At 71.8% G+C, this 23,365-nt stretch carries 21 protein-coding genes and 1 riboswitch; of the genes, 7 read left to right on the top strand and 14 right to left on the bottom strand.

Annotation, left to right across the window (positions count from 1 at the left end; all coding sequences use genetic code 11):
- Positions 1–47: 47 nt before the first annotated feature.
- Positions 48–374 carry a hypothetical protein gene (locus ACWD0Y_RS28460; protein ID WP_450263185.1) on the bottom strand — a complete coding sequence of 109 codons (327 nt, stop codon included), beginning with the start codon at positions 372–374 and terminating at the stop codon, positions 48–50.
- A 183-nt stretch (positions 375–557) separates the two neighbouring features.
- On the opposite strand from ACWD0Y_RS28460, the gene ACWD0Y_RS28455 reads away from it, so the two are divergent.
- From ACWD0Y_RS28455 to ACWD0Y_RS28430, 6 genes are read left to right on the top strand one after another with little or no spacing between them, the layout of a single operon-like run.
- Positions 558–1,508, top strand: a complete 951-nt coding sequence (locus ACWD0Y_RS28455; RefSeq protein WP_450263184.1) for an STM4015 family protein — start codon at positions 558–560, stop codon at positions 1,506–1,508.
- A 6-nt stretch (positions 1,509–1,514) separates the two neighbouring features.
- Complete coding sequence (locus ACWD0Y_RS28450) at positions 1,515–2,486, top strand: STM4015 family protein (RefSeq protein WP_450263183.1); 972 nt, start codon at positions 1,515–1,517, stop codon at positions 2,484–2,486.
- A complete protein-coding gene (locus tag ACWD0Y_RS28445; protein WP_450263182.1) occupies positions 2,467–3,657 on the top strand; it encodes an STM4014 family protein in 1,191 nt (396 codons plus the stop codon). The genes ACWD0Y_RS28450 and ACWD0Y_RS28445 overlap by 20 nt, the downstream gene beginning before the upstream one ends.
- 1 nt (position 3,658) lies before the next feature.
- On the top strand, positions 3,659–4,471 hold the full coding sequence (locus tag ACWD0Y_RS28440; protein ID WP_450263193.1) for an STM4013/SEN3800 family hydrolase: 813 nt from the start codon (positions 3,659–3,661) through the stop codon (positions 4,469–4,471).
- Complete coding sequence (locus tag ACWD0Y_RS28435) at positions 4,468–5,796, top strand: STM4012 family radical SAM protein (RefSeq protein ID WP_450263181.1); 1,329 nt, start codon at positions 4,468–4,470, stop codon at positions 5,794–5,796. The genes ACWD0Y_RS28440 and ACWD0Y_RS28435 overlap by 4 nt, the downstream gene beginning before the upstream one ends.
- An 8-nt stretch (positions 5,797–5,804) precedes the next feature.
- Positions 5,805–6,713 (top strand): STM4011 family radical SAM protein, encoded by a 909-nt coding sequence (locus ACWD0Y_RS28430; RefSeq protein WP_450263180.1) that lies wholly within the window; start codon positions 5,805–5,807, stop codon positions 6,711–6,713.
- On the opposite strand, the gene ACWD0Y_RS28425 is transcribed toward ACWD0Y_RS28430, so the two are convergent.
- The 3 genes from ACWD0Y_RS28425 to ACWD0Y_RS28415 all read right to left on the bottom strand — a co-directional run bounded on the left by ACWD0Y_RS28425 (position 6,666) and on the right by ACWD0Y_RS28415 (position 11,263).
- Complete coding sequence (locus ACWD0Y_RS28425; RefSeq protein ID WP_450263179.1) at positions 6,666–7,457, bottom strand: SGNH/GDSL hydrolase family protein; 792 nt, start codon at positions 7,455–7,457, stop codon at positions 6,666–6,668. The two genes, ACWD0Y_RS28430 and ACWD0Y_RS28425, sit on opposite strands and share 48 nt — an antisense overlap.
- Positions 7,458–7,648: 191 nt before the next feature.
- The gene (locus ACWD0Y_RS28420; RefSeq protein ID WP_450263178.1) at positions 7,649–8,614 is read right to left on the bottom strand and encodes a M23 family metallopeptidase; all 966 of its coding nucleotides are present in this window, start codon (positions 8,612–8,614) and stop codon (positions 7,649–7,651) included.
- A 2-nt stretch (positions 8,615–8,616) separates the two neighbouring features.
- Positions 8,617–8,791: riboswitch (cyclic di-AMP (ydaO/yuaA leader) on the bottom strand.
- A 375-nt stretch (positions 8,792–9,166) separates the two neighbouring features.
- Positions 9,167–11,263 carry an alpha-galactosidase gene (locus ACWD0Y_RS28415; protein WP_450263177.1) on the bottom strand — a complete coding sequence of 699 codons (2,097 nt, stop codon included), beginning with the start codon at positions 11,261–11,263 and terminating at the stop codon, positions 9,167–9,169.
- Between the two features lie 166 nt (positions 11,264–11,429).
- Here ACWD0Y_RS28415 and ACWD0Y_RS28410 point away from each other — a divergent pair, with 166 nt between their 5' ends.
- Complete coding sequence (locus tag ACWD0Y_RS28410) at positions 11,430–12,248, top strand: tyrosine-protein phosphatase (RefSeq protein ID WP_450263176.1); 819 nt, start codon at positions 11,430–11,432, stop codon at positions 12,246–12,248.
- A 12-nt stretch (positions 12,249–12,260) separates the two neighbouring features.
- Here ACWD0Y_RS28410 and ACWD0Y_RS28405 read toward each other — a convergent pair whose 3' ends face one another.
- The 10 genes from ACWD0Y_RS28405 to hpnC all read right to left on the bottom strand — a co-directional run bounded on the left by ACWD0Y_RS28405 (position 12,261) and on the right by hpnC (position 22,959).
- A complete protein-coding gene (locus ACWD0Y_RS28405; RefSeq protein WP_176709941.1) occupies positions 12,261–12,407 on the bottom strand; it encodes a DUF6126 family protein in 147 nt (48 codons plus the stop codon).
- Between the two features lies 1 nt (position 12,408).
- Positions 12,409–13,008, bottom strand: coding sequence for a helix-turn-helix domain-containing protein (locus ACWD0Y_RS28400; protein ID WP_450263175.1), 600 nt, complete (start codon positions 13,006–13,008; stop codon positions 12,409–12,411).
- Between the two features lie 58 nt (positions 13,009–13,066).
- Complete coding sequence (locus ACWD0Y_RS28395; RefSeq protein WP_450263174.1) at positions 13,067–14,464, bottom strand: aspartate aminotransferase family protein; 1,398 nt, start codon at positions 14,462–14,464, stop codon at positions 13,067–13,069.
- Between the two features lie 193 nt (positions 14,465–14,657).
- A complete protein-coding gene (gene hpnH, locus ACWD0Y_RS28390; RefSeq protein WP_450263173.1) occupies positions 14,658–15,680 on the bottom strand; it encodes an adenosyl-hopene transferase HpnH in 1,023 nt (340 codons plus the stop codon).
- Between the two features lie 5 nt (positions 15,681–15,685).
- A complete protein-coding gene (locus ACWD0Y_RS28385) occupies positions 15,686–16,339 on the bottom strand; it encodes a phosphorylase family protein (protein WP_450263172.1) in 654 nt (217 codons plus the stop codon).
- On the bottom strand, positions 16,339–18,345 hold the full coding sequence (shc, locus tag ACWD0Y_RS28380; protein ID WP_450263171.1) for a squalene--hopene cyclase: 2,007 nt from the start codon (positions 18,343–18,345) through the stop codon (positions 16,339–16,341). The genes ACWD0Y_RS28385 and shc overlap by 1 nt, the downstream gene beginning before the upstream one ends.
- Positions 18,346–18,457: 112 nt before the next feature.
- Positions 18,458–19,552: a polyprenyl synthetase family protein gene (locus ACWD0Y_RS28375; RefSeq protein WP_450263170.1), complete on the bottom strand. Its 1,095-nt coding sequence runs from the start codon at positions 19,550–19,552 to the stop codon at positions 18,458–18,460.
- The gene (gene hpnE, locus ACWD0Y_RS28370) at positions 19,549–20,964 is read right to left on the bottom strand and encodes a hydroxysqualene dehydroxylase HpnE (protein ID WP_450263169.1); all 1,416 of its coding nucleotides are present in this window, start codon (positions 20,962–20,964) and stop codon (positions 19,549–19,551) included. The genes ACWD0Y_RS28375 and hpnE overlap by 4 nt, the downstream gene beginning before the upstream one ends.
- A gap of 127 nt (positions 20,965–21,091) precedes the next feature.
- Positions 21,092–22,012, bottom strand: a complete 921-nt coding sequence (gene hpnD / locus ACWD0Y_RS28365) for a presqualene diphosphate synthase HpnD (RefSeq protein WP_450263168.1) — start codon at positions 22,010–22,012, stop codon at positions 21,092–21,094.
- A 26-nt stretch (positions 22,013–22,038) separates the two neighbouring features.
- Complete coding sequence (gene hpnC / locus ACWD0Y_RS28360) at positions 22,039–22,959, bottom strand: squalene synthase HpnC (protein ID WP_450263167.1); 921 nt, start codon at positions 22,957–22,959, stop codon at positions 22,039–22,041.
- Between the last annotated feature and the right edge of the window lie 406 nt (positions 22,960–23,365).

Below are 23,365 nucleotides of genomic sequence, written 5' to 3'. Positions count from 1 at the left end.
GATCCCTGATCCCCGGCCCGTGGCCCCGTGTCCCTGGTCCGCGTCGCTCAGTCCGCGACGATGCGGACCGATCCCGGTACGTACTCGCGCTGGCGCACCACCCGGTACCAGCCCTTGGGCAGCGGTATCGCCGCGTGCTCCTCGTGCACGACCCGTCCGCCCTCGGGCAGATGAAGCAGCATCGGGTCGAGGGGGCCCGCCTCCCGCAGCAGCCTGCCGGGTCCCTGCACCGCGTGCGCGTGCCCGGTGACCTCGCCCAGCGCGAGCACCAGCCGGCCACGCGCGTCGCGCCGTTCGCCGGTGGCGTCCGCCAGGTGTGCCGGCATCGCCGACTCGTCCAACGGCACGATCAGTACGTCCCCTTGCCGGTACATGGCTGTCTCCCCTCCCGGGCCGCACACCCTGTGCCGGCCACGTGGAAAACGCTACGGGCCGGGTCTGACAATCGTTGCTGACCTGCGAAAACGGACCCGCTCGCGGGATTGTCAGTGCCGCTTGATAAACCTTTCGCACGTCAGTCGCTCGCACAGTGCCAACAGCGTCAGGAGACCAGGGTCATGTCCGGTGTGGACCATCTGCAGGAACTGCTCGGCCTCCCGGCCGTCGACTTCCGTCCCGGCCTCCCGGCGCCGTTGCCCGCCGCGGACGCCGCGGCGTGGCGCATCTCCGTGGACCCGTTCGGGGACGAGGACGAGCCGTGGGAGGAAAGGTTCGGCGCGTTCCTGAAGACCGTCGATCCCACGGGGGTACGCGCACTGATCATCGGCCAGTGGGGCGAGACGTACGAGGAGGATTCGAGCTACCCCGTCAACCTGGTCATCGCCGCGGCCGACCGGCTCACCTCCCTGGAAGCCGTCTTCGTCGGTGACCTGAGCCAGGAGGAGGCCGAGATCTCCTGGATCGAACAGACCGATGTCACGGGTCTGCTGAGCACCTTCCCCCGTCTGCTGGAACTCGGCGTGCGCGGCGGCCAGGGCCTCCGTTTCCCGCCGGTGCGGCACGAGCGGCTGCGCTCGCTCGTCTTCGAGTCGGGCGGCCTGCCGGCGCAGGTCGTGCGCGGCGTCACCGAGAGCGAACTGCCCTCGCTGGACCATCTGGACCTGTGGCTCGGCGTCTCCGAGTACGGCGGTGACACCGAGATCACCGACCTCGCGCCGCTGCTCTCCGGCACCCTCTTCCCGGGGCTGCGCCATCTCGGACTGCGCAACAGCGAGATCCAGAACGAGATCGCCGCGGCTGTCGCGTCGGCCCCCGTCGTCGCCCGGCTGGACACCCTCGACCTGTCGAACGGAACCCTCGGTGACGAGGGCGCCGCCGCGCTGCTCGAAGGCCAGCCGCTCACCCACCTCGAACACCTCGATCTGCACCACCACTTCCTCTCCGAGGAAATGGAGCAGCGGGTGGCCGGGGCCCTGGAGCCCCACGGCGTGAGTGTCGACCTGTCGGACCGTCTGGAGCCGTGGGACAACCGCGGCGCCGAGGGCCGCTACACCGCCGTGGCGGAGTGACCGGGCATGACCGGGATCGAACACCCCGAAAACTTCCACGGGCTCCCCGTCCTCACGCTCCCCGAGCCCGGTGACCCGCAGGCCCCGCCCCTTCCGCCCGCGGACTCCGTGGCCTGGCGCCTGGACTGTCTGTGGAACGAGGACCGTCCTTTCGCCGAGCTGTGGCCCCGCTTCCTCGGCTCCGTCGACTCGACGCGGGTCCGCGCACTGGTGATCGGCCCGTGGTGGCACGACGAGTACGAGCCCCTGCGTCCCGTCCTGGACCGGATCCTCGCGGACGCGGACCGTTTCCCGGCGCTTCGCGGCCTCTTCCTCGCCGACGCCACGAGCGAGGAGTGCGAGGTGTCCTGGCTGGAGCTGACCGACGTCACCCCGTGTCTTGAGGCATTCCCGCGGCTAGAGGAACTGGTGGTGCGCGGCTGCGGCGAGTCGCTCTCCGACACGGACGTGCTGGCTCTGCGGCCGGTCCGCCACGACGCGCTGAAGGCGCTGCGCTTCGAGTCCGGCGGCCTGCCCGGCTCCGTCGTCCGGGCCGTCGGCGCCTCCCGCCTGCCGGCTCTGGAGCGCCTGGAGCTGTGGCTGGGTGTCACGCACTACGGCGGCGACGCGACGGTCGCCGACCTCGCGCCCCTGCTGGCCGGCGGCGCCCTTCCGCGCCTGCGCCACCTGGGCGTACAGAACAGCGAGATCCAGGACGAGATCGCGGCAGCCGTGGCGGTCGCGCCCGTCGTCGCCCGACTGGACTCACTGGCCCTGTCGATGGGCACCCTCGGCGACACCGGCGCGCAGGCCCTGCTCGACGGCCGGCCGCTCACGCACCTGAGCGAACTGGACCTGCACCACCACTACATCACCGAGCCCCTCCAGCAGCGTCTGCGCAAGACGCTCGAACCGCACGGCGTGCTGCTGAACCTCGACGGGGCCGACCACTGGGACCCCGAGGACGACGAACCCCGCTATGTCGCCGTCGACGAGTGACGGAAACAGCCGCCGGCCGCGCTTCGCGGTCGTCGGCAACCCCGCCAACCGCCGCGTCGCGCTGTTCCAGGACGCCGTGACCGCCGCCGGGCTCCCCGCCGCACGCGTCGTCCCCTGGCTGGACGTGCTCACGAACGGAGCCGTGTTCCGTCCCGGCGAGACCGTGCGGATCGACTCGCCCGGCGAGGACCCCGAGGTCGAGCGGCTGCTGCGGGGCGTCGGCGACGGCACCCGGGTGGAGGGATCGGCGCGCTGGTACGAGCGGTTCACCGGGGCCGTACGGGAAGTGGGCCGGGCTGCGGCGGACTGCACCCTGCTCGACGACCCCGACGAGCTGGCGGTGCTGTTCGACAAGCGGCTGTGCCATGCCGTGCTGCACGGCGCGGGCGTTCCCGTGCCGCCTTCGCCCACCTCCGGGGCCACGGCACCGGGCGTACGCGGCTGGCCGGACGTACGCGAACTGCTGCGCGCGCACCGTATGCCGCGTGCCTTCGTCAAGCTCGCGCACGGCTCGTCGGCCTCCGGTGTGCTGGCCGTCGAGACGGCGGGCCCCGGCCGGGTGCGGGCCACCACCTCCGTGGAGCGCGATCCGCGGGGACGGCTCTTCAACTCCCTGCGGGTGCGCCGCTGTACGGCCGAAGGCGAGATCGCGGCGATCGTGGACGCGCTCGCACCGGACGGCCTCCACATCGAACGCTGGATGCCCAAGGCCGCCCAGCGGGGCCGGGCCGCCGACCTGCGGGTCGTCGTGGTCGGCGGCAGGGCCACGCACGCCGTCGTACGGACCAGCCGCTCCCCCATGACCAACCTCCATCTCGGCGGCGCGCGCGGGGACCTCGACGAGGTCCGCACTGCCATGACCGCGGCGGGCGGCAGCTGGGAGGAGGCCGTGGAGGTGTGCGAGCGCGCGGCGGCCTGCTTCCCGCGCACCCTCTGTGTGGGTGTCGATCTGCTGCCCGCCGTCGGCTGGCGCCGCTTCACCGTCGGCGAGGTCAACGCGTTCGGCGATCTGCTGCCGCGCCTCACCGGGCTGCCCGGCAGCGGCGCCGAGGGCCTGGACACCTACGCGGCGCAGGTCGCCGCCGTACAACGCGCTGCGCAAAGCGCAGCACAACGCGCCGTACCTCCCCTCGTACGGCGCACGAAAAGGAACCACCATGCGATCGCCTGACATGAACGAGATCGTCGGCAGCCACGATCTGCTGCTCGTCACCCTCGACACCCTCCGCCACGACGTCGCCGCCGAGCTCGCCGCCGCCGGCCGCATACCGAACCTGGCCGCCCATCTGCCCGGCGGCGCGTGGGAGAAGCGGCACGCGCCCGGCAGCTTCACCTACGCCTCGCACCAGGCGATCTTCGCGGGCTTCCTGCCCACGCCCGCCGCGCCGGGGCCCCACCCCCGGCTGTTCGCCGCGCGTTTCGCGGGCAGCGAGACCACCGCGGAGCGCACCTTCGTCTTCGACGCCCCCGACCTCGTCTCCGGTCTCGCGGACGCCGGCTACCGCACGGTGTGCATCGGCGGTGTCGGCTTCTTCAACCGGCAGGGGCCGCTCGGCTCGGTGCTGCCGGGGATGTTCCAGGAGAGCCACTGGGAGCCGGAGTTCGGCGTGGCGTCGCCCACGTCCTTCGAGGAGCAGGTCGGCCGGGCCGAGCGGGTCGTCGCCGGACTCCCGGCGGACCAGCGGCTGTTCCTGTTCGTCAACGTCTCCGCGCTGCACCAGCCGAACTGGTTCCACCTGCCCGGCGCCACCCGCGCGGCGGGTGACTCGCGCGCCACCCACGCGGCGGCCCTGGAGTACGTCGACCGGCACATCGGCCGCCTGTTCGCCGCCGCGAGCAGCCGCCGCCCCTGCTTCGCCATCGTCTGTTCCGACCACGGAACGGCGTACGGCGACGACGGCTACACCGGCCACCGCCTCGGCCACGAGGCCGTCTGGACCGTCCCCTACGCCCACTTCACTCTCGATCAGGGGGCCACCCGATGAGCACCACGACGCCCCGCCCCTACCAGAGTTACGTCTACGCCTACCCGCACAAGACGGCATACCGCGGGCTGGAGAACCGCCCCTCCCTCCGCGGCCTCTGGGCGGACGAACCCAAGAACGCCCTTTCCCTCTACCTCCACATACCGTTCTGCGAGGTCCGCTGCGGCTTCTGCAACCTCTTCACCCGGATCGGCGCCCCCGGTGAACTGACCGGCCGCTACCTCGACGCGCTCGACCGGCAGGCGACCGCCGTCCGCGACGCCCTCGGTGACGGCGGCGTCCACTTCGCCGCCGCGGCCTTCGGCGGCGGCACCCCCACCTTCTTCGACCCCGGTGAGCTCGAACGGCTCTGCGACATCGCCGAGAAGCGGATGGGTGCGGACCTCGGCGCCGTCCCCCTGTCCGTCGAGGCCTCCCCGGCCACCGCGACCCCCGACCGCCTCACTGTTCTCGCCGCCCGCGGCACGACCCGCCTCAGCCTCGGCGTCCAGAGCTTCGTGGATTCCGAAGCCCGCGCGGCCGTGCGCCCCCAGCGCCGCGCGGACGTCGAGACGGCCCTCGCCGCCGTCCGCGACGCCCGCATCCCGGTCCTCAACATCGACCTCATCTACGGCATCGAGGGCCAGACCGCCGAGACCTGGCGCACCTCGCTCGACGCGGCGCTCGCCTGGCGGCCCGAGGAGCTCTACCTCTACCCCCTGTACGTACGCCCGCTCACCGGACTCGGCCGGCTCGGCGCCGAGGCCGACGCCGCCTGGGACACCCAGCGCCTGCGCCTCTACCGCCAGGGCCGGGACCACCTCCTCGCCCACGGCTACGAGCAGGTCTCGATGCGCATGTTCCGCCGCGCGGACGCGCCGGAGCAGGCGGCCGACGACTACGCCTGCCAGACCGACGGCATGATCGGCCTCGGCTGCGGAGCCCGTTCGTACACCTCCGCGCTCCACTACTCCTTCGACTACGCCGTCGACATGCGCGAGGTCCGCAAGATCATCGACGAGTACACCGCCGCCGAGGACTTCTCCCGTGCCGAGGTGGGCCGGTACGTCGACGCCGACGAGGCACGCCGCCGCCATCTGCTCCAGTCGCTCCTCCAGGCCGGGGGCATGCGCCTGACGGACTACACCGAGCGGTTCGGCACGGCACCGGCCGACGACTTCCCCGCCGAACTCGGCCGCTTCGCCGCCCGCGGCTGGCTCGACGACAGCGCGCCGAAGGGCCTGCTCCGGCTGTCCCCCGACGGCCTCGCGCACTCCGACGCGCTCGGCCCCGAGCTCTTCTCCGACTCCGTACGGGCCGCCATGGCCGCGTACGAACCGAAGTGAGCCCGGCCATGGGCCTGACGATCCTCTACCGCGGCCCGCTCGCCTCCTGCGACTACGACTGTCCGTACTGCCCGTTCGCCAAGCGCCGCGACAGCCGCGAGCAGTTGCGCGCCGACCGCGCCGCGCTGGAGCGCTTCACCGAGTGGGCCGCCGCGCAGACGAACGGCGACCACCTCTCGGTGCTCTTCACCCCGTGGGGCGAGGGCCTGGTCCGCTCCTGGTACCGCCGCGCCCTCACCGAGCTGTCCCGCATGCCGCACGTCCGGCGCGTCGCCATCCAGACCAACCTCAGCTGCCGCACCGACTGGCTCACCGAAGCAGGCGCCGACCTCGGCACGCTGGCGCTGTGGTGCACGTACCACCCGGGGCAGACGCCCTACGACCGTTTCCTCGCCAAGTGCCGCGAACTGACCGTCCGCGGTGTGCGGTTCAGCGTCGGCGTGGTCGGCTTCCCCGAGCACCTCGAAGAGGCGCGCAGGCTGCGCGCCGCGCTCCCCTCGGAGGTCTACCTGTGGGTCAACGCGGCCGAGGGCCGCACCTACACGGACGAGGAGGCCGGACACTGGACGGCCCTGGACCCCCTCTTCCCGTACAGCCGCCACCCGCACCGCTCCGCCGGTCTCCCCTGCCGGACCGGCGAATCGGTGATCTCGGTGGACGGCGAGGGCACGGTGCGCCGCTGCCACTTCGTGCGCGCCGAGCTCGGCAACCTCTACGACGGCTCGTACCGGCAGGCACTGCGTCCGCGTGCCTGCCCCCTCGCCGTCTGCGACTGCCACATCGGCTACGTCCACCTGGAGACGCTGCCGCTGTACGACGTGTTCGCGGGCGGCGTGCTGGAACGCGTCCCCCGCGCACCTGCCGCCCCCTCACAAGGGCAGCAGATCGGGCCGCTTCGCCTCGATGTGGTCACCTGAGGACTCCCCGCGCAGCCGGCGCCCGATCCACGGCACCAGGTGCTCCCGCGCCCACTGGATGTTGTCCCGGCGCACCTCCAGCACGCCGCGCGGCGCCATCGGCGGCCACGCCTGGTCCGGGTCGGCCGGGACGTCGAGCCCGAGCACCTGCGCGGCGCGCAGCGCCACCCGGGTGTGCCCCTCGGGCGAGAGGTGCAGCCGGTCGCCGTCCCAGGCGCGCCGGTCCTGGATGGACTTGAGCGACCACAGGTCGAGCACCGGGCAGCTGTACCGGTCGGCGACCGCCCGCACGTGCGCCGTGTACGTCGCGATCTTGCCTCGCAGATGGCGCAGCACGGGCATGGTGCGCGTGTCGAAGCCGGTGGTCACCATCACGGTGCCCACGGCGCCGGCGAGATCGGCCACGGCCCGCTCGAAGCGCTCGGCGACGGCGTCGGGGTCGCTGCCGGGCCGGAGGATGTCGTTGCCGCCGGCGCAGAAGCTCACCAGGTCGGGTGCGAGCGCCTTCGCGCGCGGGACCTGCTCCGCCACGATCTGGTCGAGGAGACGGCCGCGTACGGCGAGGTTGGCGTAGCGGAACGTGTGCTCGGGTACGCGGTCGTCGAGGAGTACGGCGAGCCGGTCGGCCCAGCCGATGAACGCACCGTCGGGTCCGGGATCTCCGACGCCTTCGGTGAAGCTGTCGCCGATCGCCGCGTACGACCCGATGGTGCCTGCACTGAATGATCTCGAATCGTCTGCCACGTCGGCACATCCTTCACTGCGACGAGTGACCTACGCCACCGTAGGGAGGGGTTGACGTGGGGTGATATACGACACCGGTCAAGTTTTGTCCAACCCGGAATAGATCAAAAACGCACATACGCCCCCTTCTGCCGCCCGGTGCGGGCGGCGGAAGGGGGCGTACTGGAGCGTTCAGTCCGGCCCGGGACGGGTCAGACGGTGACGCCGTGGCCGCGCAGGTAGGCCAGCGGGTCGACGTCCGAGCCGTAGCTGGGGCCGGTCCGGATCTCGAAGTGCAGGTGCGGGCCGGTCGAGTTGCCCGTGGAACCGGAGAGGCCTATCTGCGTGCCGCCGCCGACGCTCTGGCCGGAGGAGACGGACAGCGAGGACAGGTGGGCGTACTGCGAGTACCGGCCGTCGTCGTGCTTGATGACGACCTCGTTGCCGTACGAGCCGCTCCAGCCCGCGGAGACGACGGTGCCGGCACCGACGGCCTTGACCGGGGTGCCGCTGGCCGCGGCGAAGTCGACGCCCGTGTGGTAGCCGCTGGACCAGCTGCCGCCGGCGGCGCGGTACGGGGTGGTGACGCTCGCGGAGACCGGGGCGGTGAAGCCGGATCCGGTGCTCTGCGCGGCGGAGGCGGAGTTCACGGAAGTGGACTCCGCGGCCTTGGCCTCGGTCTTGACCTCGGCCTTGGGGGCGGCGGCCTCGGCCTTGGGCGCGGCAGGCGCCTCGGCCGCAGGCTTCGCCTGCTTCGCGGGGGCCTGCTTCACGGGGGCCTGCTTCGCCGGGGCCTGCTTCGCGGGCGCCGACGCCTTGGCGCCGATGGTCAGCTCCATGCCCGGCAGGATCAGCGAGGGGTTGCCGCCGACGACCTCACGGTTGTCCTCGTACAGCTTCTGCCAGCCACCGCGCACGTTCTGCTCTTCGGCGATCTTCGACAGGTAGTCGCCGGAGACCACGGAGTAGATCTTGGTGCTGGTCTTCTTCTGCGGCGTCGCCTTCTCGGACACCGCGGCGGCGGACGCGGCGGCCGGGGCTGCGGCCTTCTCCGCGGCGTTCGCACCGGTGGCGGTGATCAGGGGAAGTGCGAGTACGGCTCCGCCCGCTCCCGCGGCGACAATTCCGCGAGTGATCGAGTTGGACCTCGGGCGGCGGTGCTTACCCTTTGCGGGCATGGAACATTCCTCTCCGGCGCCTACGAGGTGAGCTGTCGGGTTCGGGCTGGAGATGCCCGGCCGCGCTGCTGCGCGACTTCACCCCAAGCCGGTCCGGACGCACGAGACGTCCGGATCACCGGCGTACTTACCTGGGTCCCCCGCTCCTGCCAACGCGTGAGTGAGTGAGTGCGGATTCCGGGAGGTGGCAGGATTCGGCGGTCCACCCGGATTGCGGTGACCGTAAGCCGACGGGGCTCCCCCGTACAAGCCGGTCCATTCACACGGACATTGGCTGACGGGAATTCACCACGGAATTCCCGTCACCCTCCGTGGATTACGGATCTTTACACACCGCCCGTGAACTGGCATTTGCACACGGAGCTTCGCCACGTACTGTCACGAATATGATCCTGCTCACCAGCTGCCTCTGCCATTTCCCGGCCCCACAAAGGAAGTTGTCCCGGAATCGCCCGTTTCGCCCCAAATGCAACTCATCCCCCTGACCGGGGACCGCAAGGGCGGGGAAAGGGAAGCGGGAAGGACACGGGACGAAGAAAGAAGGAGCAGGGCTCAGACCCTCCTCAGCCGGAAGACCGCGGCATCGAGATCACCGCGCAGCGCGGTGCGCAGTCCCCGGTGGAGCAGTACGGAACCCCGGTGCACGGCCGAGGTGTCCAGGCAGGCGTACGCCGCGTCCGGGTCGAGCCCGCGCAGGCGCAGCGGAGGCTGCTGCTCGCCGTAATGCTGGGCCTGGAGCCAGGCGAGGACGACGGTGTCGTCCCCGCGTACGTACTGGACCGCGCTGAGCCCGCCCTCGGGCGCCCGCAGCCGGTACAGCTCGCCGTGCTGCACGACCGGCCGGATCTCCTTGTACAGGTCCACCCACTCGCGCGCCTCGGCGATCTCGTCCTCGCTCCACCCGGCCAGGTCGCCGCCGATGCCGAGCACCCCCGCCATCGCGCTCACGAAGCGGAAGCGCAGCGAACTGACCCGCCCGTTGAGCTGCGTGTTGGGGCTGTCGGTGACCCAGGCGGCCATCGCCCGCGCCGGGTGCAGCTGGCTGAAGCCGTGCTGGATGGCGAGCCGGTCCAGCGGGTCGGTGTTGTCGGAGGTCCACACCTGGTCGGTACGGGAGAGGATCCCGAGGTCGATCCGGCCGCCGCCCCCCGAACAGGACTCGAAGGCGACGTCCGGATGCGCGGCCCGCAGCCGGTCGAGGAGCGCGTACAGCGCGTGCACATGCTCGGTCCACAGCTTCTGCGGATACGGTTCGCCCGGCCAGCCCGCGTCGGTGAAGCAGCGGTTGAAGTCCCACTTCACATAGTCGACGGGAGCGCTCGACAGCAGCCCGTGGAGCTGGTCCCAGAGGTACGCCTGGACGTCGCCGCGCGCGAGGTTGAGGACGAGCTGGTTGCGGAACTCGGTGCGGGTGCGGCCGGGATGGTGCTGCACCCAGTCGGGATGCGCCCGGTACAGGTCGCTGTCCGCGTTCACCATCTCCGGCTCGACCCAGATCCCGAACCGCATGCCCAGGCCGTGCACTTCGTCCGCGAGCGGCCCCAGTCCGCCGGGGAAGCGGTCCGGGTTCGGCGTCCAGTCGCCGAGCCCGGCGCGGTCGCTGGTCCGGGCGCCGAACCAGGCGTCGTCCACGACGAACAGCTCCACGCCGATGTCGGCGGCCCGCCGCGCGAGCACGCGCTGCTGCTCCTCGGAGATGTCGAAGCCGGTCGCCTCCCAGGAGTTGTAGAGGACGGGCCGCTCGCGGTCCGCGCCGGGGACGACGTGCGCGAGCTGCCAGGCGTGCCAGGCACGGCTCGCGCCGCCGAACCCGCCCTCGCTCCACAGTCCCGCGAAGACGGGTGTGGTGTACGTTCCGCCGGGCGCCAGCCGCAGCAGACCCGATTCGTCGTGCCCCGCCCCGCCGGTGATCTGCACGGTGCCGTCGGGCAGTTGCTGTACGGCGATGCGCCACGACCCGGACCAGCCGAGCGCGCAGCCGTACACCTCGCCGCTCTCCTCCGTCGCGCCCTCCGCGTCGAGCGCGACCCACGGCAGGTGCTGGTGCCCGGTGTGGCCGCGGCGGCTGCCCAGGATCTTCTCGCCGGGGGTGAGTGCGGAGCGTACGAGCCGGGACTCGGCCGCCCACCGGCCGTGCAGCTGGCTCAGCCGCCACCGCTCGCGCCGGGGCAGTGTCCAGGCGGCGGCGTCGGCCCGCAGCAGCTCCAGGGCGGGGGCGCCGGCCGGCCCCTCGTGTGCGACGGTGGCCCACCGCTCGACGACGTCGGAGTCCTCGCGCATCCGGTAGTGCAGGGTGAGGCCGAGGTGGTGCACGGGGTCGGTGAAGCGCAGCCGCAGTTCGTCGCCCGCCGCGGCGGATCCCTCGTAGCGCCACTCGGTGCCGCGCACCTCGGGCGTACGCACGGACAGGGCGGGGCGCACGAAGCGGGGCCCGCCCTCGACGGGGTACTCCTCACGCCCGTCGAGCTGCGACTCGAACGGCCAGTAGGGCGGCGGAGGTTCGGCGGCGAGGGACTCGGCGTCGGCGAGGGAGATGCGTGGCCCCCAGTGCAGATGGACCAGTTCGTCCCGGTCCGTGAGGTGCAGCGCGTAGCTGCCGGCCGCCCCGGAGAGCAGCCAGGTACGGCCGTTGCCGCCGGTCTCGATCATGCAGTCCCCTCGGATCGGCACAGGTGCGAACATCTTGGCCGTCCTGCCGCCCCGGGGCAACGCCCGCACGGCGACGGCCGAGATGCTTGCCCCAGGTACCCATGTCGTATCGTCGAAACGCGCCGAAGTCGGCGAGCAGCGCCGACGGCAGACTTCAGGAGCCCACGTGACACAGCAGCTGCCGCAGGTCCCGTCGACAGAGCCCGAACCCGAGCTTGCCGCGGTGCGCAACTTCCGTGACGTGGGCGGTCTGCCGACCGTGGACGGGCGGCGGGTCCGGTACGGAGTGCTCTTCCGCAGCGGCCACCTGGCACACGCCACCGCCGCCGACGCGGCGTTCCTCGGTTCGCTGGGCCTCCACACGGTCTTCGACTTCCGCAACGAGGCGGACCAGAAGCTGGAGGGCCCGGACATCGAGCTGCCGGGTGTGCGCAATGTGAATCTGCCGCTGACGGACCCGGCCGACGGCGCCGTGTTCTGGAAGATGGTCCGCGACGGGAACCTCGACGAGCTGCGCGAGATCCTCTCGGACGACAAGGGCGCCGACCGGATGTCGGCGACGTACCGGGAGATCATCAGGGGGCGTACGGCCGAGCACAGCCGGGTGCTGCACGCTCTCGCCGAGGACAGCGTCCCCGCGCTGATGCACTGCGCGGCGGGCAAGGACCGCGCGGGCCTGTCGATAGCCGTGACCCTGCTCGCGGTCGGCGTCGAGCGCGACGCCATCGAGGCCGACTACCTGAAGTCGAACGACCCGCACCGCCGCTACAAGGTGCACCGCAGCGACAGCTCGCCCGCCGGGATGTCCTCCGAGGTGATGGAGCTGCTCAACCCGCTCTTCGAGGCCCGCGCGGAGTACCTGGCCGCGGCCTTCGAGACGATCGAGGAGACCTGGGGCACCACCGACCGCTACCTCGCGGAGGGGCTGAACGTCACCCCCGGGGTCCGCGAGCGGCTGCGGATGCGCCTGCTCGACGAGAGCTGAGCGCAGCCGGTGTCAGCGTGAGCCGCCGAGCGTGAAGAGCAGGTAGACGAAGGCCGCGAAGAGGTGGCCCGCGACGACGTACACGAAGACGCGGATCGCCAGGCCCCTGGGGATCCTGTCCTCCACGAAGCGGCGGGCTGTGGTCTTGTCTTCCGGCATCTCAGGTCTCCTGGGGCAGGCACAGCGCGGCGGTGGCGCTCTGCAGCAAGGTGTGGACGAACAGCAGGTCGGCCCCGTCCGGGGAGGCGGCCGCGATGCGGTGCGGGGTCAGCGAGTCGAAGTGCGCGCTGTCCCCGGAATCGAGCCGGTGGACGCTCTCGCCGAGCACCAGGCGCAGGGGCCCCGACAGCACGTACAGCCACTCCTCACCGGGGTGGACCCGCACCAGGTCCCCCTGCGCGCCGTACGGCACGTGCACCCGCAGCGCCTGCATGGCCCGCCCCGGGCCGCCGGCCCGGTGGTACGTCCAGCCGTCGGCCTCCCGCGGCTGCGCCTCGTCCGCGCGCAGTACGGCGTCCCGCTCGCCCGGCGTCTCGCCGAGGAGCGCGGACACCGTCGTACCGTAGACACGGGCCAGTGTGAGCAGCATCGGCAGCGAGGGCTGGCGCTGTCCCGTCTCCAGACGGGACAGGTGGGCGGGTGAGAGAGCGGCGCGGCGCGCGGCCGCCTCCAGGGTGAGGCCGCTGCGGCGGCGCAGGTCGCGCAGGCGTGGTGCGACCGAAGGCAGTCCTTCGGCCGTCTCTTCGGGCCGGGGGGTCATGCCTCCATTGGGCCAGAGGCATTGCCTCTGAGGCAAACATTTTGCCTCAGAGGCAAAATCACCGGTTGGCCACCGCCTGCTTCACGAGCGTCCTGCCGAAGTCCCACATCAGGCCGCCGCCGCTGTGGGCGTCGTCCATCACCGCGGTGAACGCGCCGACGAAGCGGTCCACCTCCTTCTCCCCCACGATCAGCGGCGGAATCAGCTTGATCACTTCGAGGTGGTCGCCGGAGACCTGGGTGAGGATGCGGTGCTTCTGGAGCAGCGGCACGACGACCATCTGCGCGAAGAGTCCCTTGCGGGCGGCCTGGAGCACGGCCCAGCGGCTGCGCAGTTTCAGCGAGCTGGGCCGGCCGAACTCGATGCCGGTCATGAGGCCGCGCCCGCGCACGTCGTGCAGCAGCTCGTAGCGGCCGACGAGCGCGGTCAGCCGCTCGCGCAGCAGGTCGCCCGAGCGCCGGGCGTTCGCGACGATCTCCTCGTCCTCCATCACCGTGAGAACGGCGAGGCCCGCCGCCATGGCCTGGGCGTTGGAGCCGAAACTGGCCGAGTGGACCAGGACCCTGTCCATGGAGGAGTAGACGCGTTTGAAGATCCAGTCCTTGCCGAGGGTCGCACCGACCGGGACGTAGCCGCCCGAGAGCGCCTTCGCGACGCACAGCAGATCCGGTTCCACCCCCTCTTCGTGCTGGTACGCGTAGAAGTCTCCGGTCCGGCCCAGGCCCGTCTGCACCTCGTCGGCGATCAGCAGCGCCTTGTGGCGGTGGAGCAGCTCCTGCGCGGCGCGCAGGAATCCCGGCGGGGACTCGTGCACGCCCTTTCCCTGGATCGGCTCGACGACGAATCCGGCCACGTCGCCCCGCTTCAGCTCCCGCTCCAGGGCGTCCAGGTCGCCGAGCCCGATCGCGGTGTCGGGCAGCAGCGGAGCGAATCCGTCCCGGAAACCCGCCTCGCCGTTCACCGACAGCGAGCCCGTGGTCAGGCCGTGGAAGGCGTGGGCGCAGTACAGGATCCTGGGCCTGCCCGTCGCGTACCGGGCGAACTTCAGCGCGGTCTCGACGGCCTCCGTGCCGCTGTTGCCGAAGAACACCCGGTCCAGGTGCGGGCTGTGCGTGAGCAGCTTCTCGGCGAGCAGTCCGGGAAGCGGCTGGCAGTCGAAGCGCGTCAGGTCGGCGAGCGAGGCGTCGAGGACGTCGTGCAGCGCCTTGCGCACGACGGGATGGTGCCGGCCGAGGCCCATCACGCCGAAGCCCGCGAGCATGTCGAGGTAGTCGTTGCCTTCCGCGTCCCAGAAGTAGGCGCCCTCGGCGCGCTCGTAGACCTTGTCGAAGCCGATGGTGCGCAGCATGCGCGGCAGCTGGTGGTTCAGGTGCCTGGCATGCAGCTCGTAGCGCTCGGCCCCGCGTTCGGCGAGGAGCCCCGCCAGGTCGAATCCCTTCGGCTCGCCGTCCGTCATCGCGCGCTCTCCTCAGCTTTCGCCGGCGGGGCCGGACCTCCCGGCCACCGGGACGGGGGTGACCCGCCTCCGGTGATCACGCCGGTGCGGGCCGGGGTGCCGGTGGCAAAGACCGCCTTCGCGGCCTCTGTCACCTCGTCGTCGTCCTGCTCGCCGGCGCCCGGACTTCCCCGGGCCACCGGCGTTCATCACGTCACCCATGGTTTCCCGAGACGGTCTCGCGGGCCGCGCGCAGCGACTCCTTGAGCGAGCCCATGGTGGCGAGCACGGCTGTCGGCTCGTAGCCGCAGTGCGCCATGCAGTTGGCGCACCTCGGGTCCTTGCCCCGCCCGTACTTGTCCCAGTCGGTGTCCTCGATGAGCTCCCGGTACGTCGGAACGTATCCGTCGCTCATCAGGTAGCAGGGCCGCTGCCAGCCGAAGAGCGAGTAGTTGGGAATCGCCCACGCCGTGCACGGGAAGTCCGCCTTGCCCTCCAGGAAGTCCAGGAAGAGCGGCGAGTGGTTCAGCCGCCAGCGCCGCCGGTTGCCGCCGGAGAACGCCTTCCGGAACAGTTCCCTGGTCTGCTCGACACCGAGGAAGTGCTCCTGGTCGGGGGCCTTCTCGTACGCGTAGGCGGGCGAGATCATCATCTCGTCCACCTTCAGGTCGTCATTGAGGTAGTTGAGCACCTCGATGATCGTCTGCGGGGTGTCGGTGTTGAAGAAGGTGGAGTTGGTGGTGACCCGGAAGCCGCGCTTCTTGGCCTCCTTGATCGCTTCCACCGCTTCGTCGAACACGCCTTCCTTCGCCACCGATTCGTCGTGCCGCTCGCGCAGCCCGTCGATGTGCACGGCGAAGGCGAAGTACGGCGAAGGCGTGAACTTCTCGATCTTCTTGCGCAGCAGCATCGCGTTGGTGCAGAGGAACACGTACTTCCTCTTCGCCACCAGCTGCCGCACGATCTCATCGATCTGAGGATGCATCAGCGGTTCGCCGCCCGCGATGGAGACCATCGGAGCGCCCGATTCGAGTACCGCGCCCACGGCCTGGGCCACGGGCATGCGCTGCTTCAGAACCCCTGCCGGGTGCTGGATCTTGCCACAGCCCTCGCATGCGAGGTTGCAGGCGTAGAGGGGTTCCAGCTCGACGATGAGCGGAAACTTCTCACGCTTGCGGAGCTTCTGTTCTACGAGGTACGTCCCGACCCTGATGGTCTGACGGAGTGGCATGGCCATCTAGCTCACCTCCTGGGGAGCAGCAAAGAACGGTGCCATTCGAAGAAAGCCGGAAGGACTGCGCGAAGAACACGGAAGGCCGATATTCCACCCCGGACCGTCCCCATGCGCACGAGCTCATGTTCTGGAGCGTCCACGACCACTCGTACGGCCGCAACCGGACGCGGCCCCGCCCGCAGTGCGCTCCAGAGCGTGGCGGCGGATTCCATGTCCACCGCGATGGCCCCGGTGGCCCGCAGCCCGGCCCGCTCGTGAGCGCGTACGACGTGGTCGGAGACGGTCAGCGGGCCGGTGTGGACGGTGCGCCCGGGCACCGCCCTGGCCAGCGCCCCGGCCAGCAGCTCCACGCCCGTGCAGGCCGTGCTGCCGCGGGGGCCGCGGGTCTCGTCGGCGACGACCAGGTCCCCGGGGCGCATGCCGGGGACGAGCCCGGCGCAGAAACCGGAGGCGATGACGGCGGCGTCCCCGGCCGGGCGGCCGGGGCCGAGCGCCCTGCTGACGGCCGCCTCGGCCGCCCCGGGACCCATGCCCGTACGGAGTACGGTCACGGGTCCCGGGGCCCCCTCGCGGTCACCGCCGCGCAGCGCGAACCGTTCGATGCCGAGCGCGCAGGCGATCAGCAGCGGCACGGACCCCGGGAGCGCCGGGGACCGGCTCATCAGGTCCCCTGCCGAAGGCCCGGGAAGGTGGGCTCTCCGTGGACGTACCGCCCGAGCGCGGTGAGCGGGAAGACCTGGCGGTAGAGGTTGTAGTTGATGGAGAAGTCCCAGGGGAACCCGGTGCCCGTGAAGTACGGCTCGTCCCAGGAACCGTCCTCCCGCTGGGTCTCGGCGAGCCAGGCGACCCCCCGCTCGACGGACCTGCGCTCCCGCTCCCCCGCGGCGAGCAGGGCCAGCAGCGCCCAGGCGGTCTGCGAGGCGGTCGAGACACCGTGCCCGGCCCACCGGGCCTCCCGGTACGACCGCAGGTCCTCGCCCCAGCCGCCGTCGTCGTTCTGGACGGACTCGAGCCAGCCGACGGCACGGCGGATCGCCGGGTGGGCGGCGGGCAGTCCGGCCGCGGTCAGCGCCGGCACCACCGATCCCGTTCCGTACACGTAGTTGACACCCCAGCGGCCGAACCAGGCGCCGCTGGGTTCCTGTTGCGCCAGCAGCCACTCGATGCCGCGCCGGGTCCGCGAGTCGTACGCCTTGCCCTCGACCGCCAGCATCTCCACCACGTGCGCGGTGACGTCGGCGGACGGCGGGTCGATGACCTCACCGAAGTCGCAGAAGGGCAGCCGGTTGGGGAAGGGGCTGGTGTTGTCGGCGTCGAATGCCGCCCAGGCACCGTTCTTCGACTGCATTCCGAGGTTCCAGCGGACGGCGCGCTCGACGGTCGCTTCTATGCGCCCGCGGTCCGGGTGCGCGACGCGCCGGAGCGCCAGGACGACCTCGGCGGTGTCGTCGATGTCCGGGTAGTTGTCGTTGTGGAACTCGAACGCCCAGCCGCCCGGCTCCAGTCCGGGCCGGCGTACGGCCCAGTCGCCCGGCCGTACGATCTGCTCCCTCATCATCCAGTCGGCCGCCTTGACGAGCGCCGGGTCGTCGGGGCGCACCCCCGCGTCGGCCAGGGCGATGATGGCGAGGCAGGTGTCCCAGACCGGCGACTGGCAGGCCTCGATCATGCGGGAGCCGTCCTCGCGCCACACCGTGAACCGGTCGAGCGATTCGAGTCCGGCGCGCATCACCGGATGGTCCAGGTCGTATCCGAGCAGGTGGAGCGCGATCAGGGAGTACACGGCGGGCGGCTGGATGCCGCCCCAGCAGCCGTCGTTCTCCTGCCGCTCGATGATCCAGCGCGCCGCGCTGTTCATCGCGGCGTCGCGCAGTCTGGCGGGCGCGACCTTGCGGTAGACGTGCAGGGCCTTGTCGAGCAGCTGGAAAGCACCCTCCCAGCCGGTCGGCAGGGCGAGCCCCCTGGGCGGGTTCGGCACCCGCGGGTCGGTGTGCAGCTCGTCGAGCGCGAACGGCGCGGGGCGTACGGGACGCTTCGCCGAGACCACGGTCAGCGGCACGATGGTCTGCCGGGCCCAGCAGCCGAAGTCGTAGATGTTGAGCGGGAACCACGAGGGGAGGAAGATCAGCTCGGGTGGCAGCTCGGGCAGGTCGTCCCATTTCCACCAGCCGAAGAGCGCGAGCCAGATGCGGGTGAAGACGCGGCTCGCGGCGATGCCGCCGTGATCCCTGATCCAGGCCGCGGCACGCGCCATGTGCGGGTCGCCCGGCAGGTCTCCGGCGAGCCGCAGGGCGACGTACGCCTCGATGGTGGTGGAGAGGTCGCCGGGTCCGCCGTAGAAGGTGGCCCAGGTGCCGTCGTCGCGCTGCTCGCCGCGGATGAAGAGCGCGGCGGCCCGGAGGGTCCTGTCGTCCTCGGTGCCCAGGAAGTGACGGAGCAGCAGGTCCTCGGCGTCCATGGTCACATTGGTCTCGAGGTCGCCCTTCCACCAGCCCTGGGCGTCCTGCTGGGCGAGCAGGTGCTCGACCGCGCGGTCCGTGGCCCGCCGTGCCGCGTCCAGGACGCCGGACGGGGCGAGGCCGGCGCCGGCGGTGTTGTCGGTGAGTTCGCTGGCCGCGGCTGCGCGGGGCTCCACGGCCCCGGTGCTTCCGTCGGTCGTCGCTGTCATGGTTTCCCCTTCGTGCAGTTGGTTTCTCTGCTGTGCTGGGGTCCGACGTCGGCCGGCGCCCGGTTTCCCTGACACCGGCCGGCGACTGCGAGTCATATGAGGCGGATACTGATCATCTCTTCCGTACGACGACGAAGTCCGCGAGCGCGGTGAGCTGCGCACGCACCTGCGGGGGCATGTCGACGCCGTCCAGCGCCTCGATGGCGACGGCGTGCTGCCTGCGGGCTTCCTGCGCCGTCCACTCGCGGCCGCCCGCCTCCTCGATCAGAGCCGCCCTGGTGGCGAACTCCTCCTCGGAGAAGCTGTCGAATTCGTTGCTCTTGGCGTCGGCGGAGAGCAGTTCACCGAGCCGCTCGGAGGCGGCGCCGCCCGCGGCGAGCGCCGCGACGACGGGCAGGGACTTCTTGCGCTGGCGCAGGTCGCTCCAGGTCTGCTTGCCGGTGGCGTCGGGGTCGCCCCAGATGCCGAGCAGGTCGTCGACGGCCTGGAAGGCGAGACCGAGGTGGTAGCCGTACGCCTCCAGCGTGTCGGCCGTACGGTCGTCCGCCCCGCCGAGCACCGCGCCGATGGAGACGGCGCAGGCGAGCAGCGCGCCCGTCTTGTTGCCCTCCATCTTCAGGCACTCCTCGACGGTGACCCGCTCGCGGTGCTCGAAGGAGATGTCCTGCGCCTGGCCGTCGATGAGCTTGCGGCTCGCGGTGGTGAGCCGGCGCGTGGCGCGCCCCGCCTCGACGGTGCCGAGCTCCAGCAGCACCTCGTTGGCGAGCGCGAAGAGCGCGTCACCGACGAGGATCGCCTGCGCGGGGCCGTGCACCTTCCACACGGTGTCGCGGTGGCGGCGCTGCTCGTCGCCGTCCATCAGGTCGTCGTGGAGCAGGGAGAAGTTGTGCACGAGTTCCACGGCGACGGCACCGGGGACACCGACCTCGGGCGATGCACCCGCCGCCTCGGCGGACAGCAGCGCGAGCGCCGGGCGCACGGCCTTGCCGCCGTCGCCGTCGGCGGGCCGCCCCTGTGCGTCGATCCACCCGAAGTGGTAGGCCGCGACGGTGTCCATGGGCGGTGCGAGCCGGTCCACGGCGGCCTTCAGCACCGGCGTGGACAGGGTGCGGCCGCGCTCCAGAAGCGCGGCGATGTCCACCGTGGTGTTGTCCACCGGATTCACCGGGGTCACAGGCTCTCCTCTTGTATCAATGCCAGTGCTCATACCGCCTCCTGCAACGGATGTTCATGGGCGCGGCCGAGTTCGCGGAGCGCCGCGCCGGCGGCGGTGATGCCGCTGCGCACGGCACCCTCCATGGTCGCGGGCCATCCGGTGGCGGTCCACGCGCCGGCCAGGTACAGGCCGGGCGCGTGCGTACGGGCGCCGGGGCGCAGCCGTCCGACGCCGGGGGTGGGGGCGAACGTCGCTGTCCGCTCCCGGGTGACGAAGAAGTCGCGCACGCCCGCGCCGCGGGCGGCGGGCAACAGCCGCTCCAGCTCCGGGAGATAGCGCGCGCGCAGCTCGGCCACGGGCGCGTCGATCTCGTCCTGGCAGGCCGACTGGGAGACGGCGAGGTACTGCCCGCCGCCCTTCAGCCCGGAGGACTCCGTACGGTCGAAGACCCACTGGACGGGGGTGCCGAGCGCGGCGAAGAAGGGCCGGCGCAGCACCTTGCGGTCGTACACGACATGGACGTTGAGGATCGGCGCGGTGCCGATGTCCAGCAGCCGGTCGGGGTCGTCGATGACACCCCCGGGCAGCAGGGCGTGCGTCTCGCTCTGGGGCACGGCGAGCACGACGGTGCCGGCCCCGATCCGCTCCCCCGCCGTGTCCACCTCCCAACCGCCGCTCGCCGAACGGGAGATGGAGGTGACCTTGGTCCGCAGCTCTGTCCGCACGCCCGCCGAGTCGAGTGCCTTGCGGGCGAGCGTGTCGTGCAGATCGCCGAGGGGTACGTGCGCCCAGCCGATGTCGGCCGCGCCGGGCTCGGAGAGCAGGCCGGTCTTGAAGACCATCGCGGCGAGGCCGAGCGAGGCGTCGGACGCGGTCGCGTTGAGCGTCGCGACGCCGACGAGGTCCCACAGCGCCTCGATGGTGCGCCCGGACTGCCCGTGGCGGCCCAGCCAGGTGGCGAAGTCCACACCGTCCAGGGCGGGATCGGCCGGGTCGAGCTTCTTGAGGGCGAGCGCGGCCCGTCCGACGCCCGCACGCTCGGCGAGGGAGAGGTGCGGGTACGCCGCCAGGCCGGCCGCGAGGTGCAGCGGTACGGGCAGCCCGGTGCGGCGCAGCCGCCCGAGCCGGGGCCCGGCGCTGCGGCCGACGTCGAGCACGGGTACGTCGAGGCGGCTCTGCAGCGGCGCGAGTCCGGCGCCCTCCACCCGGTCGAGGAACCACCGGTAGGCGGTGCAGCAGCGCAGATAGACGTGCTGTCCGTTGTCGACGGTGAGGTCGCCGCGGCGGAACGAGAACGCGAGGCCGCCCAGGCGCGGGCGCCCTTCGAGCAGCGTCACCCGCATCCCGGCGTCGGCCAGCCGGAGCGCGGCCGTGACGCCGGCCAGTCCTCCTCCGACGACGACCGCGTGTGCGGACGGCCCCGCGGGCGCGGGGGACACGGAGCCCGTCGTGCCGCGTGTCATGCGCTCTCCCCCCGGGCCTCGCCGACGGTGTACGGACTGCGGGCCGCTGCAGTCGGGGACGCGCCGGCCCGCCGGGGGGTTGCGCCTTCCTTGTGCGTGTCCGTCCCGCCGACCGCGACGGGCCGCATCAGACACGCCTCCTGGTGTGGAGCCGGGAGACGGTACGGGCGTCGAACCCCGAGAGACCGCGCACGGCGACGTACGCCTTCTCGTGTCCGGGCAGCGAGACCCGGCCGCGCAGCACGGCCCCGGGGTCGCGCTCGATGCGGTCGAGGAGCCGGCGGTAGATGCCGGCCATGGCGGCGACGCAGGCGCCGGAACGCCGGTCGAGCAGGGGAAGCAGCCGGTAGCCCTCGGCGAACAGGGCGCGGGCGCGGCGCACTTCGTAGTGGACGAGGCCCGTGAAGTCGGACCCGTCGGGCGGGGTCGCGCCGTGGAAACCGGCCGAGCAACCGAACTTGGCGAGGTCGTCGGCGGGCAGGTACGTGCGGCCGTTCCCGGCGTCCTCGCGGACGTCGCGGAGGATGTTCGTGAGCTGGAGGGCGAGGCCGAGCGTGTCGGCGTACTCGGAGGCGCGTTCCGTGGAGAGCGTGCCGGCCTGGGTGCCGAACACCCCCAGGGAGAGCCGTCCGATGGCGCCCGCGACGCACCGGCAGTAGACCTTGAGGTCGTCCCAGGTCTCGTAGGTCTCGCCGCGCACGTCCATGAGGACGCCGTCGATGAGTTCGTCGAGACCTTCGAGCGGGATCGGGAAGCGGCGCGCCGTGTCCGCGAGCGCCACGGCGACCGGGTCGGTGTCGTCGTCGTCGACGGCGCCCGCCCGGACGCGGTCGAGCAGCGCGCGGGTCTCTTCGAGCCGCACCTGCTTGACCTCGGGCGCGAGCACTCCGTCGCCGATGTCGTCCACGCGCCGCGAGAACGCGTACAGCGCGGACATGGCGTTGCGCTTGTCGGTCGGCAGCAGCCTGATGCCGTACGCGAAATTGCGCGCCTGCGCTCCGGTCACTGCCTCGCAGTAGCTGTACGCGGCGAGTACCGGTGCGGACATCTGCGTGAGTCCCTCCACGGGCCGGATCACCCCTCTCTTCGGTCTCGTCGCAAGACAGCTCCCACTGCGCGCAGCAGACTCAGCTTGGTGGGTTTGGGCGGTCCGGGAAGTACGTCGTAGCCGGCGGCCGCGACCGCCGTGAGGGCGGCGCGTCCACCGCCGACGAAACCGGCGAGCAGCAGCTTGAGCCTGCCGTGGACGCTGCCCACGAGCGGGGCGCCTTCGTCGAGCAGGCACCCGGCGCGTTCCGCTTCGTAGGCGATCAGCGCGCGCACCGAGGCGTTCGCGGACGGCGCCGCCAGGTCGGCCTCCTCGACGTGGAAGCGCGCCATGTCGTCGGCGGGCAGGTAGATCCGGTCGCGGCCGAGGTCCTCGCCGACGTCCTGGAGGTGTTCGACGATCTGCAGGGCGGTGCAGACCGCGTCCGAGCGGCGGATCCGTTCGGGGCTGGCGGTGCCGGTGATCTCCAGGACCAGCCGGCCGACGGGGTTGGCGGACAGCTCGCAGTACGCGAGGAGGTCGTCGTACGTCTTGTAGCGCCGTACGAGCTGGTCCTGCCGGTTGGCTTCGACGAGCCCGAGGAAGGGCTCGGGGGTGAGCGAGCGGCGGCGCACGGTGGGGGCCAGCGCCCGCAGGATGGGGTGGCGCGGACCGTCCCCCGAGGCGTCGAAGACGCGGCGCAGGTCGGCCTCGAAGGCGTCGAGCACGGCGAGGCGGTCGTCGGCCAGGGCGGGGTCGAGGCCGAGGAGGCGGGCGTCGGCGTCACCGGGGGCGAGGTCGCCGTCGCCGATGTCGTCGACGAGACGGGCATAGCCGTAGACGGCCATCAGGTCGTCCCGCCAGGCGCGCGGCAGAAAGAAGGGAGCCACCGGGAAATTCTCGTCGGCGGCCTTGTCGAGGGTGGTGCGCGTGTGGGCGTCGGGGCGCACGTGCCGGGTGCCGGTCATCGCGGACGGCCCGGTGCGGGGACGGCGGAAGCATCTCGGAGCCGGAGAGTTCCCGTAGCCATTGCCGTCACATCTCCCGTTCTACACTGCTGACCCAATACATCCCATTTCGGACACGCCGCCGGTCCGCCGGAGCGATGGACCGTCCACGGGCGAAATCCCGAGGCAGTATCGCCCCACTTGCCGCGAATCAGCACCGGTACAGCTTACGTTGTACAACGCCCGGCCCCGCGCCGGGGTGTGGCACGCATTACAATAACGCAGCAACTCACCCCAAACTCCCCGAAAGTTACGGAAGTTGGCGATTCCGGCGTGTTCGCGGAGTACCGCCACGCCGGGGCGCGTCGCCCCTCCCCCGGTACGCCCGCGCACCCGGAGCCCCCGCCGGATTCGGCCGGCGGGGGCT

Source organism: Streptomyces altiplanensis (assembly GCF_053591575.1).
Note: the sequence above shows the minus strand (reverse complement) of the source record. Positions and strands in the feature narration are given on the sequence as shown.

Excerpts from the sequence above, each read along its gene's own strand:
- ACWD0Y_RS28455 (WP_450263184.1), top strand. The coding sequence starts at position 558 with ATGTCCGGTGTGGACCATCTGCAGGAACTGCTCGGCCTCCCGGCCGTC.
- ACWD0Y_RS28395 (WP_450263174.1), bottom strand. The coding sequence starts at position 14,464 with ATGACGGACGGCGAGCCGAAGGGATTCGACCTGGCGGGGCTCCTCGCC.
- ACWD0Y_RS28460 (WP_450263185.1), bottom strand. The coding sequence starts at position 374 with ATGTACCGGCAAGGGGACGTACTGATCGTGCCGTTGGACGAGTCGGCG.
- ACWD0Y_RS28400 (WP_450263175.1), bottom strand. The coding sequence starts at position 13,008 with ATGACCCCCCGGCCCGAAGAGACGGCCGAAGGACTGCCTTCGGTCGCA.
- ACWD0Y_RS28420 (WP_450263178.1), bottom strand. The coding sequence starts at position 8,614 with ATGCCCGCAAAGGGTAAGCACCGCCGCCCGAGGTCCAACTCGATCACT.
- ACWD0Y_RS28430 (WP_450263180.1), top strand. The coding sequence starts at position 5,805 with ATGGGCCTGACGATCCTCTACCGCGGCCCGCTCGCCTCCTGCGACTAC.
- ACWD0Y_RS28405 (WP_176709941.1), bottom strand. The coding sequence starts at position 12,407 with ATGCCGGAAGACAAGACCACAGCCCGCCGCTTCGTGGAGGACAGGATC.
- hpnE (WP_450263169.1), bottom strand. The coding sequence starts at position 20,964 with ATGACACGCGGCACGACGGGCTCCGTGTCCCCCGCGCCCGCGGGGCCG.
- shc (WP_450263171.1), bottom strand. The coding sequence starts at position 18,345 with ATGACAGCGACGACCGACGGAAGCACCGGGGCCGTGGAGCCCCGCGCA.
- hpnD (WP_450263168.1), bottom strand. The coding sequence starts at position 22,012 with ATGTCCGCACCGGTACTCGCCGCGTACAGCTACTGCGAGGCAGTGACC.
- ACWD0Y_RS28440 (WP_450263193.1), top strand. The coding sequence starts at position 3,659 with ATGAACGAGATCGTCGGCAGCCACGATCTGCTGCTCGTCACCCTCGAC.
- ACWD0Y_RS28445 (WP_450263182.1), top strand. The coding sequence starts at position 2,467 with ATGTCGCCGTCGACGAGTGACGGAAACAGCCGCCGGCCGCGCTTCGCG.
- ACWD0Y_RS28385 (WP_450263172.1), bottom strand. The coding sequence starts at position 16,339 with ATGAGCCGGTCCCCGGCGCTCCCGGGGTCCGTGCCGCTGCTGATCGCC.
- ACWD0Y_RS28375 (WP_450263170.1), bottom strand. The coding sequence starts at position 19,552 with ATGAGCACTGGCATTGATACAAGAGGAGAGCCTGTGACCCCGGTGAAT.
- hpnH (WP_450263173.1), bottom strand. The coding sequence starts at position 15,680 with ATGGCCATGCCACTCCGTCAGACCATCAGGGTCGGGACGTACCTCGTA.
- ACWD0Y_RS28435 (WP_450263181.1), top strand. The coding sequence starts at position 4,468 with ATGAGCACCACGACGCCCCGCCCCTACCAGAGTTACGTCTACGCCTAC.
- hpnC (WP_450263167.1), bottom strand. The coding sequence starts at position 22,959 with ATGACCGGCACCCGGCACGTGCGCCCCGACGCCCACACGCGCACCACC.
- ACWD0Y_RS28415 (WP_450263177.1), bottom strand. The coding sequence starts at position 11,263 with ATGATCGAGACCGGCGGCAACGGCCGTACCTGGCTGCTCTCCGGGGCG.
- ACWD0Y_RS28450 (WP_450263183.1), top strand. The coding sequence starts at position 1,515 with ATGACCGGGATCGAACACCCCGAAAACTTCCACGGGCTCCCCGTCCTC.